This is a genomic window from Phycisphaeraceae bacterium, assembly GCA_020639155.1.
GTDB lineage: Bacteria > Planctomycetota > Phycisphaerae > Phycisphaerales > UBA1924 > JACKHF01.
Window position 1 is genome coordinate 1,384,046 of record JACKHF010000001.1, and the last position, 12,438, is coordinate 1,396,483.

At 56.6% G+C, this 12,438-nt stretch carries 10 protein-coding genes; 3 read left to right on the forward strand and 7 right to left on the reverse strand.

Going from position 1 to position 12,438, the window contains the following annotated elements:
• Positions 1–4: 4 nt before the first annotated feature.
• On the reverse strand, positions 5–1,960 hold the full coding sequence (gene lnt / locus H6815_05915) for an apolipoprotein N-acyltransferase (GenBank protein ID MCB9859975.1): 1,956 nt from the start codon (positions 1,958–1,960) through the stop codon (positions 5–7).
• Entirely contained in the window at positions 1,957–2,799 is an 843-nt protein-coding gene (locus tag H6815_05920) for an acetyl-CoA carboxylase carboxyltransferase subunit beta (GenBank protein MCB9859976.1), read from the reverse strand. The genes lnt and H6815_05920 overlap by 4 nt, the downstream gene beginning before the upstream one ends.
• Before the next feature lie 461 nt (positions 2,800–3,260).
• On the opposite strand from H6815_05920, the gene H6815_05925 reads away from it, so the two are divergent.
• Complete coding sequence (locus H6815_05925) at positions 3,261–4,991, forward strand: immunoglobulin domain-containing protein (GenBank protein ID MCB9859977.1); 1,731 nt, start codon at positions 3,261–3,263, stop codon at positions 4,989–4,991.
• Between the two features lie 86 nt (positions 4,992–5,077).
• Here the strand turns inward: H6815_05925 and H6815_05930 are convergent, their stop codons facing one another.
• The 5 genes from H6815_05930 to H6815_05950 all read right to left on the reverse strand — a co-directional run bounded on the left by H6815_05930 (position 5,078) and on the right by H6815_05950 (position 9,245).
• Positions 5,078–5,497 (reverse strand): YcfL family protein, encoded by a 420-nt coding sequence (locus H6815_05930; protein MCB9859978.1) that lies wholly within the window; start codon positions 5,495–5,497, stop codon positions 5,078–5,080.
• Entirely contained in the window at positions 5,494–7,224 is a 1,731-nt protein-coding gene (locus H6815_05935; GenBank protein ID MCB9859979.1) for a hypothetical protein, read from the reverse strand. Before H6815_05935 ends, H6815_05930 begins: the two co-directional genes overlap by 4 nt.
• A 16-nt stretch (positions 7,225–7,240) precedes the next feature.
• A complete protein-coding gene (locus H6815_05940; GenBank protein ID MCB9859980.1) occupies positions 7,241–7,807 on the reverse strand; it encodes a hypothetical protein in 567 nt (188 codons plus the stop codon).
• A 44-nt stretch (positions 7,808–7,851) separates the two neighbouring features.
• The gene (locus tag H6815_05945) at positions 7,852–8,496 is read right to left on the reverse strand and encodes a hypothetical protein (protein ID MCB9859981.1); all 645 of its coding nucleotides are present in this window, start codon (positions 8,494–8,496) and stop codon (positions 7,852–7,854) included.
• 182 nt (positions 8,497–8,678) lie between these two features.
• Positions 8,679–9,245 (reverse strand): DUF2179 domain-containing protein, encoded by a 567-nt coding sequence (locus H6815_05950; GenBank protein ID MCB9859982.1) that lies wholly within the window; start codon positions 9,243–9,245, stop codon positions 8,679–8,681.
• 183 nt (positions 9,246–9,428) lie between these two features.
• Between H6815_05950 and H6815_05955 the strand changes: the two genes are divergently transcribed.
• On the forward strand, positions 9,429–10,520 hold the full coding sequence (locus tag H6815_05955; GenBank protein ID MCB9859983.1) for a hypothetical protein: 1,092 nt from the start codon (positions 9,429–9,431) through the stop codon (positions 10,518–10,520).
• A 9-nt stretch (positions 10,521–10,529) separates the two neighbouring features.
• Positions 10,530–12,194, forward strand: a complete 1,665-nt coding sequence (locus H6815_05960) for an MBOAT family protein (protein MCB9859984.1) — start codon at positions 10,530–10,532, stop codon at positions 12,192–12,194.
• The last annotated feature ends 244 nt before the right edge of the window (positions 12,195–12,438 follow it).

Genomic DNA, 12,438 nt, shown 5'->3' on the forward strand with positions numbered 1-12,438 from the left:
TCGCTTACGCCTTTGCGTCGCGTTTCCGCTTTGGAACAAGCAGCAGCGCAGTCACACCCACACATCCCCAGCCCCAGATGTTCCCTGTGAAGTAGTACAGCGTGTTGTGCTGGTAAACAGGCCAGTCGTACGCGAGTGCGCAAAACTCTTGAGCGGGAATCCGTTTGTGATCGCGTGGCATGCTGTGCTCGTCTCTGGGCAGATCAAGTTGATACTTGGGATTGTCGGACTCGATTACCATGGGAGGCTGCAGCAGACCGAACTCGTTGATTACGGTACTCGTGCCGGTGTTTGCAGCACGGATCATCGGCGTGCCGAGTTCGACGCAGCGCCATCGCGCGTGGAGCAGATGCCACGCACGCGCGCGATCACTGTCGCCGAACCACCCATCGTTGGTCAGGTTCACCATGATCGCACGTCCGGACTCGCTCTTCCATCGCCCGGATCGAACGAGTCTTCGGCAGACCTCGGGCACGGTTGCCTCGAAGCAGATCGGTGTTGCAAGCTGGACGCTCTGCTGCAACGGCTCGTCCGCTTCGATATCGGTGTGTGGGAGGGTGACAGCCGAACGCCCGCGATCGAGATCGAATGACATGCCGCTGGCGCCGAACGCGAGCAGTTGTTTTTCCAGCCACTCCCAGCGCGAGATGATCGGCATCTCCTCGCCGAACGGCGTGAGCTTCAGCTTGTCGTAGTGAACCGGCTGCACCTCGCCGTGCTCGATAAGAAACGCAGCGTTGCCCATTCGGTCAAAGTCCCAGTCCCGCTTCGGGTTGTTCTGCACCGCACGAAGATTCTCGATGCTCACAGCACCAATCACAATGGGGATACCAACTTCCTGCTGGAACTGGACAAGTCTGTCGTGCCACCATGTCTCGGGAAGCTGCGTTCCATCGTCGAACTTCCAGCCCATGTTGGCTTCGCGTTGCACACGCACCGCGTCCGGCGAGAGCGTGAGCCCGGGGAACATGGTCTCGGGCCAGATGATCATCTGGACGGGGGGATGCGGTGACTTGGGTGGATCTTGTGACTCGAACGTCCTGGTTGTTCCGTCGTCAAACTCGGCAACAAAGGGCTTGATGGTTGTTGCGTTCTCGATGGCACGCTTCGTCATGTCAATGTAGCGTTCAAGGTCGCGCGCACGATCGATCGCTTTCCACTGCATCTTCTGCGACATGGGAAGATTTGTTTGCAGAATGATGACGGTCGAGCGTGGAAACTGTGTGAGCGTCTCCTGTCTGAGAATCCACGCGCCGATCGAGTCGACCGCGAGTATCAATGGAACACCAGCAAGGCACAGCCCGATCAATGCACGACACACGAGTTTCTTTCTTAAAGGTTGGCTTTGTGGCGCACGTTTGCGGTTGTGCCAGATTGACAGTGCAATCGCACTCGGCACACACGCCATAGCGCCAACAAAGTAGATGCCGCCGAGCGAACCGAAGAGCCGGAACGCGCTCGAATCAATCGTCGGCACGCCGAGAAAGTACCACGGGTACCCGCCCATGATGATGCGTCCTCGCAGCATCTCTGCACACGCCCACGCGATCGGAAGCATGATCCAGATCGGCAGTTTCGGATGCTTGCGCATCACCGTGCCGAAGATCAGCACGAACATCCCCGTGTATAGCGACAGCACCAGCACCAATGGCGGAAATCCCAGCATCGACACGTCGCTGATCCACCAGTGCGTGTACGACCACAACGGGATTGAGCCGATCGCAGCTCCCAGTGCGCGATAGCGAAGATTTCCCGGGACGAGCGCGCACCATCCGAGTGGGAAAGGAGCCAGCAGCGCCAGAACCCACAGGAACACCTGCGGGCCACCAGCACTTGGAAGCGAGAGACCGTACAGCAGCGCGTACGCAAGCCCGCACACAGCGCCCCGTATCATGGCGCGTGCACCGGACAATCGGCGTGTGTCATCGGCATGTGCAGAGGATGACGGCGCGGAGTTCATCGACCAGAGTAGTCGATGATGCGCGCGATCTCGGTTCGGAGTTGGTCACGTTTGACCACGCGATCAACCATGCCGCCGCCGAGCAGGAACTCGGACCGCTGGAACCCCTCGGGCAGTTCCTGGCGGATGGTCTGGCGGATCACGCGCGGGCCGGCGAACCCGATGAGCGCCTTGGGCTCAGCAAGGATCACGTCACCCAGCATGGCAAACGACGCTGTCACGCCGCCGGTGGTCGGGTCGGTCAGGACTGAGATGAACAGTCCGCCCTCGTCGTCAAGCCTTGCAAGAGCTGCGCTGGTCTTTGCCATCTGCATAAGACTGAGTCCAGCCTCCTGCATGCGTGCGCCGCCGGAGCACGACACGACGATCAACGGCAGGTTTTCTTTGGTTGCGTGCTCGATAGAGCGGGTCAGCGTCTCGCCGACGACCGACCCCATCGATCCCATCATGAACTCAAGATCGAGGCATGCGAGCATCGCGCTGCGACCTTTGATGAACGCGGTGCCCGCGACGATCGCGTCGGTGCGTCCTGTCTTGATCTGTTCCGCTTTGATGCGATCGGGATAGGCCTTCAGATCGCGGAACTTGAGTGGGTCGGCAGATTCAAGATTCCCGAACATGCGGACGAACGATCCGGTGTCCGCGAGTTGGCGGACGCGTTCGACAGCGCCGATGCGGAAGTGGTGCTCACACTCCGGGCAGACGTGGAGATTTGCTTCCATCTGCTTGCGATAGATCATCTGTGAGCAGTCGGGGCAGCGAAGCCAGAGCCCTTCCGGGATTGCGGCTCGCTTGGCCTGCTTGACGTCTGTCCATGTACGCGGGGCGAGTTGTGTCATTGTCTATTTGATTCCTCAACGACAGATGTGTGTCGCGATGCCCCCATCGATGCGCCAGCCGGAAGATTCTGCCAGCAGGGGCTGATTGTTGGCCTCCCGATCCGGAATTCGAGCCTGAGCCGGATTCCTCGGGTCGGTACCCATTATTGTCGGCAAGCCGGACTTGGTTTCACGATGTATCGGACGTCAAGTTCTATGGGCATTGTGCTGTTTCAGGCAACTTCACTTGTGTCGAACAGCACAAACCGGTACTTAGGAACGAGGTTGACGGAGCATGTTCGATTGACACATAGCCCAAATAAAATACGAACATATAAGCCGGCTAACAAAACATAAAACATACAGGATATCGCCAATCTTCAAACTTCCTTCTATGTACAGCCATTCTTGAAATATGTAGTATGGTCTGGACTGGCTTGTGTTGGTATGAAAACAAACCTTGGTTATGGAGGTACGACATCATGAAGAAAATGCTCTGTGTCATTGCGGGATGCATTTTTTTTGCAGTTGCAACGCTTCCTTCCCGCGCCCAGACCGTTGTGAACTTTGGGCCAAAGAAAACATATTTACACTGCAATCAGGACCCGAATGCGAACGATCCACTGATTATCAATCTAGGCTCATCGGGCTTCTTTGTTGGTGAGCGCATCCGGATTCGCACACTCGGTGCTTTTCTCTGGAACTCGGGCAATCCTTTGCTTACCGGCTCGGACGCGACCGCTATTTTCTCGTCGACAACCAACATTCTGAACAAGCCACAACCGGATCGAGTGCCCGACAAGATTCCGTGCGGAGCACCACAGTTCACGACGCCACTCACGTTCCACGGCGGCGAATCGACGAATATCGATCATGATTTTCGTTGCACTGACATCATCGTCAAGATTCCGCCGGGAGCCGGTGGCAGTGTGCCGTATCTGGTGTGTTCACCGTACGACGAGTTTTTCGGCGACAACGTGCATGAGCCAAACAACACTTTTCAGATTGAAATTAGCCATCAACCGCCGACATCGGTTTCCGTCGGAGCATCATCAACGCTCGTGTGCCCGGGATCAAGTATCACGCTGACAGCAAACGGTGGAGATGGCGGAACAATCCGCTGGTATGCAAGCAGCACGTGCAGCGGCACACAGCTGGGTACAGGATCAAGCATTAACGTCATTGTAAACGGATCTGGCACAATCACAGCACGCTCGGTCTCGCCCAGCGGATTAACAAGCAACTGTGCAAACGTGTCCATCGATGTTATCCAGCCGCCGACCGCTCCGACTGCCGTTCAACCACCCCCAACGTGTGTTGGGCAGACTGTGCTGCTTCGTGCGACAAACACGGGAGGCAACACGGTGTACTGGTACAACTCCTGTGGCGGCGCACAGGTTGGGATTGGAGCAACACTGCCCGTGCAGGCGACTGCTGGTGCAACCTATGTTGCGCGCACTCGCAACTCATGTAATCAGTTCAGCCTATGCTCTAATCAGATCACGCTTAGCACACTGCCACCACCGGCATCAGTAACGATTGCGCCAACAGTGACAAGTGTCTGCGAAGGCCAACCGGTGACATTGACAGCGTTTGGGACCAGCGGGCAGCAGGTGCGCTGGTATCGAAATTCGAACTGCTCGGGGACACCGTTTGCAACCGGGCCTGTGGTTCAGGACTTCCCAACAACAACCACAACATACACTGCGCACACCAATGCCGGGCAATGCGGAGTCGGTCCGTGCTCGAATGCCGTGACTGTAAGTGTGAATACGTCCGTGAACGCGGGGCAGACGGTACCACAGAATGCTCTTGGTTGTCCGGGCGGATCAGTGACATTCTCTGTCAACCCTGTTGGCTCGCCGCCGTACTCGTTCCAGTGGCTCTTTGAGGGAAGCCCGATTACCCCGGGAGCAGGTATTTCCGGTATCAACACAAGCATGTTGCAGCTGCAGAACACTCAGTTATCCCAGGCTGGCATGTACTCATGCCGAGTGACCAGTGTGTGCGGCGTTGATATAAGTACGCCCGGTGAACTTCGAACATGTTATGCCGATTGCGACTGCAATCTGACACTCAATATCTTTGACTACGTCTGCTACGGCAACGCGTATGCAAATGCTGATCCATATGCCGATTGTGATGGCAGCGGAACGCTCAACATCTTTGATTACATCTGCTTTGGCAACGAGTATTCGGCGGGGTGCCAGTAAACGGCATCCAAACTCCACCAAGTAGAAACAAACAACACCCAGCGATCAACCTCGCTGGGTGTTGTGCTCTGAGGTGAGCGAGGTGATTAGCGCCCCGGTCTGATTTCCAGGCGCCAGTCGGTCGCGGTGTTGTCGAGAGCGGTGCCGGTGAGTTGGACCTCGGTCCGCACGGGCAACTGCACCATGCGCCAGCCCGTTTGCTGTCGCAGTTCGATTCCGTTATCGTCATAGAACAGGAACCGGTACTGCACGTTCGGCTCCGTTGAGTTGGTTGTTGCACGGACAGGCACAACGACGCGCAGGATGCTTCGCGATGCGTCGACGATCGGGCCGCGCGTCACGATGTACTTGTTCAGTGGCGGATCGACGGTGATCTTCGGATACGCGTCGACACTCAGCAGGTCGGCCCCAGCAGAAGCCGGCGCTTTGGGATTCGGCGCGCATGCGCTGAGCCCTGCGATCATTACAATCGCGCACCCGGTTGTCATCAAACGTGTATGTGTCATGGTGTTCTCCCATTGTGTGGTGATTCAAATGCTGCGCGCTGATCTGCAATCTGTCGTTGCAGATCGCGCACGCGCGAGGTTCTTCCCTTGTACGGCGGATGGTCTGTGCAGAAAAGATACACCGCGCCAGCGGTTCCGTTCAGTGGGGGCACGAGCGAGTCGCCGCCCTCAAGTATGTGAGCTTTCTGCATGCCCGCGAGATCATCGATGCGCAGCGTGATGCCCTCGTCCCTGTACAGATTCTCAAGATCGACGAGCGAGAAATCGTGAAGGAATCCCGCAGCCTGATAGTCGCGCAGCACATCGAGCGTTGGCACGCGCACATCTCGCCCGCCAAGAATATATGGAAGCTCACTCCCGTCCGGGGCGCCGTCGATCACGTCGTTGCGATATCGCACGGCAGTTGTGCTTGGTGCTCCGTAGCCGCGATCATCGGGCAGTCTGATATATCGCAGCGAGAGCCTGCTTCCTGTGATTTGCGTGTGCTTCTCGGCGTGCGCCTGCAACCCGACCAGTGTGATTGATTCGCGAAGATTGGGGAGCGAGAGCGTGACATCGACATTGCCCTGCGGGAGTTGCAATGGCACGATGTATGTCCGCTGCGGTGCAAGCTCGTTGTATCGTGTATCAGCGGACGCACTTGCACGCATCATCGACCCGAGAATCGCAACTCCAAGACCAACAAGTCGCGCTTCGTCGTCCTTTGCTTGCGTTGCGACGATAAACCCGCCGGTCTGCATCAGCTGCCCGATGGTGCTCTTGGCGACGCGCACATCCTCAAGATTGTTCCACGTGTGGTCGGCCGCGAGCATGTTGGAGTCCATCGCAACGGGCACCTGCATGGCTGTGCCAGCACTCACCTGCACGCCGATTGGGTAGTTGTCGCTGCTGGTGCGTGCGACGAATCGTGCGAGCGCGCCGTCGGGGCCGAAGTTCCGCTTTGCAGGGCCTCGACCCGCATCGATCACCAGCACCATGTTTGTGCGCACGTCGTTGAGTTGATCGACAACAGATTGCAATGCAGGGTTGAACCGCGCTGCCTTTGCAAAGTTGTCGCGCGCCTCGTCCGGGCGATTCAGCGCGATCGCGGAGATGCCCGTGAGCATATACCCGAGCGTGAAGTTGGTCTCGATCGGCTGATACCCCGTATCGAGCGCCGCATCATTCTCATTGAGATCTCGAACGAGATCGAGCCCGTCCTTCCGGTCGCCTTTCTCGTTGTCGCCGAAGTCCTTCAGCAGAAACAGGCTCTGCGATGCGCTGGCCCGCGCATTGCCCCAATCATCGAGCATCGCCTTCTGTATTGCGATGTAGGCGTATGCCTGCGCCTGCTCGAACGGCTCGCCCTTCCATATCTTCACGCCCTCGTTGAACACGACGGACGCGGTGGTGCGATCGGCGTTGAGCCCCTGCACTCGTAGCAGGTCGTAAAGCTCGTTAGCAATATTCTCCACTTCGCGAGGTCTGCCATCGGCGAGCCCAGCCATCAGTAAGCGCAGCCGATCGAGCACATAGCTGCGGTTGCGACGATCGTCGGACATCGTGCGCGCAAGCTCGATACGCGCGGGGCCGTACCGACCATCCTCGAACAGCGAGAGTCCGCGCATGGTTGATCGTGAGCTTCTGTTGCTCGCGCACGCGCTCAATGAGACTGCAACACACATCACCGCGACAGCACGCACGATGCGCGTGGTAGTCGAAGCGTGTTGTGTGCGTGTGCGTGCCATGAAAAGCGGATTTAAATCAGTTGTACGAGCGTCCCCGGGCGACGCGCTTGAACTCGACCTCGTCTGTCCACACGAGACTGCCAGTGGAAATATCGGTGATGCGGAACTCAGAGATGTACGCGTCGGTGCGATGCTGCTGGCCGGAACGTGTGAGCGAGTGCAGAGTGGCGGTCATCTCGTGCGTTGGCGCTCGTGCAGCGAACGCGTTTGCTTCGATCTCGCCCGATGCTTTGCCCTCAGCTTCAAACTGTTTCGGAATGACAAACCAGATCTGTTTCTGCCGTGACAGCCCTGACTGCAGCGCATGCGTGCGCACACGCTGAATCCACAGCCACTGCTCGCCCTCGGGGATGACATCGCTGGTGAGATTCAGCACGCGATTGACCGCGACGATGATCGGCTCGGAACTTGCATCGCGCGACGCGAGAAAATCGGAATCGAGCAGTTTCTGTGAGACCTCGGTCGTGCCATAGTCGAGATCGTCAACGGTCATGCGTGTGGTGCCCGTGCCGTGGGATTGCGCGCACGAGACAAGGACGAACCCGATGAGAGCACACGGTATCAGCATGAGTGCAGAGCGCATCGAGTGTCTCCAGAAGAGTGTTCAACGCGTCGAGATTTGATGATTCAATAGCGACTGCGGGGTGGGGGTGCCGAGATCTGCTTGCCGCCGTCGTACGGCAGGCTCTCCCACACAATGATGCCGTCAGCATCACGCAGCAAGTTGAACGTCATGGTGTACTGGTTCACATTGCCTCTGCCCTGGCGGTACATCTCGCCGTTGAGATAGAACGTGTGCATGTCGTCCCATGATGCACGCCCGGTCGGGCTCCCTGCTGGTCTTTCACGTGCGCGGATGGACTCGAGCGCGGCTCGGTTCTGGAGGAATCGAGTGTTGGCAAGCACCTCGCGCGAGTTGTTCAGGCGCTGGCGGATATGCACGCGGATCGCTTCGAACTCAGCGGTTGAGACAATGTCTGTCTTGTTCACGATGTCGCCGAGCACGATGTAGTTCATCGCGCCAGGATCATTCAGTTCGGGGACTTCGGACAGGTCGTAGATCAACTGCGCTGCGACCTGCTCCTTGAACTCGTCCATTGAGACCAAAGTCGGTTGGGGCGAGTACACCTCAGCGGGGGTCGTAGTACCTGAGGGTACGCGCCCGCCCGAACTGCCCTGCGGCGCGCTGGAACATCCGGCCAGTGTGCATGCTGCAACGCACGCGCTGACCAGACCTGTGAATCGAACGGAACGAGAAGTGATGCGGTTCATGTCGATCTCCTGTGGGAGCCGGTTGTGGATCGGAATCTCTGCGTCAGCGTATTGCTGACATCGGGGTATTGTACGGCAGGGTGCGCCATATGTTTGTAAATACTAACGAATCGAACGCAACACTATTCCGGAAACAGACGTGACGCATTTCAGTGGATTAATGATCGTATTTTGTTTGGGCTTTATTTCCGAGTCGGCATCCATCGGCTGCGCATTGCACCGACGGGTTGGTCCGCAAACGGGCCGATCCCTGTCGACACGCGTTCTGCTCGCTCGATCGATACATACGCATCCGGTGCGAGCGCGCCGATCTGTGAGACCAGCGCGTCAACCGTCTTGCGCTTGACCGTCAGGAACACAATTTCGACAGGTCCCGTCCTGTCCTCGCCATCCACCCGCGTTGCTGCATGACCCTTCTCTCGCAACGCAGCAGCGAGGCTGGCTTCGGGTTTGGGATTGATCACACGAACGACGCGGAATCCAAGCGCCAGCTTTTTCTCGACAGACATGCCAACGAGTGTGCCGGTTGCAAACCCGCCAGCGAACGCGAGGACGTTTAAAGGGTTGTTCACATATTTGATCACACTGGAGATCGCCAGCACCCAGATCGTGACCTCGATAAACCCGAGCGCAGCCGATGCGATGCGATGGCCCGAGAAGACCATGATCATGCGGACGGTGCCGATGGACACATCGCAGATGCGGGCACTGAAAATTAAGAGCGGAATAGCCCAGGCTGGAATGTCCATGCGAGTCGTCCGGGACAGAGGTGCGGGTTGGACCGGTACAGATTGTGCCGGATTGACAATGATTACCATCGAATCGACATTTGCAAGATACGCACGGTCACGGTACAACAGTCGTGTGCATTCGTGATGTAACTCATTCTCGGTCCAACAGAAACGTGCGGGAAAACTTTTCAGGAGATACACATGGCAGTGGATGAAGGCAGCTTTGCCAGTGACCTGCCTTTGAACGAAAGGAGCCGGACGCTCCCCGAGAGACCTGTTTCGTGGAGCGCATTGGGGGAGTGTGTCATTGCGCCCGCTCTTGGCATCGGGCTCGGCATTATGCTGCTTGTGTGGGTTGTGCTTCCCGTACTCGGATACGGATATGCAGAGCGTGTCATTGCGATTGGACAACACCTTGATGCAGCCATGCAGGATGAGAGACCAGTTGCAGTTGCGCTCGGCAGTTCAATTGTGACAGAGGGCATTGATGCTGAGGCGGTCGAATCAACGGCTGACGGCTGGGATGTGCTGAACTTTGCTGTCAATGGTGCTGAGATGAATCAGCAACGGCTGATGCTCCCCAAGGTGCTCGCTGCACATCCTCGCGCGGTTGTGCTGTTCCTTCGTCCTGTTGCGCTTGCTGACCCCGTCGAGGTTCCGCCGGATATTGCGTATGGGATTGTGCTCGGAGGGTTCGTTCATTCCTGGCAGGCAGGGTTTGACGCAGGCGACGACAGCCCGATACTGAACGCGGCTGCTCGCGCGCAGCTGCGATCTTCTTCGTTTCAGGCAAAGCTGCACTTTCGGCGGGTGCCTATCAACGTATTGAACCAACGCGCACGAGAGAGGCTTCGCAAGCATGTGCGCCATGTGGTGCCGAGTGACTTTGTCAGACCGCACGACCTTGTAGCCTCCATTTCAGGCAACGCTCTCGAACTGCATGTGCAGTCTGTCATAGAGGAAAACAGAAAACGTCTGGAAAGCATGCCTCAACCGGTCGGCAGAGAACTTGTGCTGGCTGTTGAACAGATAGCGGATGCTGGTGCCACTCCCGTGCTTGTCATCGCGCCCCAGCATCCTCTGGTACAGCCAGCGATTGATTCGTACAACGACCTCCTCGCCGAAATCGCCAGTGTGTGTGCAGGCACACATAACGGCATCTTTATTGATGCGCGCGATGATATTGATGCGTCGGGATTCGCCGATGCCCAGCATCTCAATGAGGCAGGGCGCATCGAGTTCAGCCGGTTTGTCGGGACAATCCTCCATTCACTTTCAGCGTCAAAGCCATAAGGCAATCTCATGCTCTTCCAGACACGCGAGTTCCTTGTGCTGATGCTGCTTGTGATCTGCGGTATCGCGTTGCTGCGAAGGACCAGTCTACAGCACGTGATGCTGCTGATTGCAAGCTATGTGTTCTATGGATGGTGGGATGTCCGTTTTCTGATGCTCATCGTCTTGAGCACTGTGATTGATTACGCTGCGGCGCTTGGCATGCATGGCGTAAAACTCGGTCTGCGTGAGCGGCTGTCTATCTCCGCTGTTGTGCTTGTGTCGATGGCACTGTTCGTTGTGCCGGACTGGCCATCTGTGCAGTCATCGGGATCGTTCCAGTCGGTGTCACACTTCCTGCACCCAACGTGGGCTGGATACGTGCCAGCGCTGATTGTGTGCTCAGTGTTCGGGATCGCTGGTCCCATGCTCTATGGCTTGCTGTTCCGACTTGGAGAACGGACGCGCAAACGCGCATTCCTTGTGGTCAGCATTTGTGCGAACCTTGGTATCCTCGGGTTTTTCAAATACTTTGGGTTTTTCACAGAATCGTTGATTGGTCTTGCAGAAATAGCCGGTATCGATGTTGACTGGGCACCGATTCGATTTGCGCTTCCAGTTGGGATCAGCTTCTACACATTCCAGACGATGAGCTACACGATCGATGCGTACCGCGGGCACATTCAGCCAGAACGATCGTTCGTGCGAATGGCTCTCTATGTTGCATACTTCCCGCAGTTGGTTGCGGGTCCAATTCTGCGCCCGCAGCAGTTCTTTCCCTCGCTGGACGCGCCGTGGTCGATGCGTGATGGAAACATCAGGTCAGGATTCCATCTTGTTGCTGTGGGATTGTTCAAAAAGGTATTGATTGCAGATTCGGTTGCGCCATTGGTCGAGATTGTGCTAAAGGACCCTCAAGGGCTTCCCAGCATTGCAGTTCTGCTTGCAACATGTTTGTTCGCGATCCAGATCTACTGTGACTTTTCGGGATACACGGATATCGCCCGGGGCATTTCGCGCATGTTCGGCGTTGAGATTCCGCTGAACTTCAACTTTCCATATTTTTCGACAAGCATTATCGAGTTCTGGCGACGCTGGCATATCAGTCTCTCGACCTGGCTTCGCGACTATCTCTACATACCGCTCGGCGGAAATCGCGTCAAACCCCATCGGGTTTATGTCAACCTCATGATCACCATGGTGCTCGGCGGGTTATGGCATGGCGACTCGTGGAACTTCGTTATCTGGGGCGCGTACCAAGGGCTGCTCCTGTGTACCAACAGGTTGTTTGCATCGTGGTGTAGTCGACGACCAAAGCTCGACGCATTGCTTCGGTCCAGACTCGGCACGTGTATTCGATGGGCTGTCACAACTTACTTCTGGCTGCTCGGCTGGCTGATCTTCTATGTACGTGATACGGAGGATCTGCTCTATTGCATGAAGAAGTTTGTGCTCTTTGACATGAAAGTGTCGCTCGGCTCACTCGGGCTTGGTCGCGTCGATGTGTCGCTGGCGCTGCTCGCTGCGTTTCTCTTTGGTGGGCTGCACACCTGGGGGTTCTTTGTGAAGCGCTGGCCGGATTGGCTGGACACGTTGCCACGTGTCGCAAGACTTGCAATATATGTGCTTCTCGGTGTTATTTTCTACTTCGGATGGCCTGCTGCACAACAGGCGTTTATTTACTTCCAGTTCTGAAGTAAGCCCCAAGGAACTCCCACAGATTAGCAATGGGTGAAGAAGAAGAGGGATTCGAACTACTCAAAAACACAATGTATTGGATGGTAGCGAGCAACGCGGCACAGGTTTCGCTAATCCTGCGCTCCCCGTTGAACCAGCCGGCAGCAAGATCTACATCTTCTTCGACAAAGAGATTTTCCTATATTGCAGCTTTCAGACTTTGCTAAATCACGACCAATAAGTGACTTTGGTGTGCAACCTC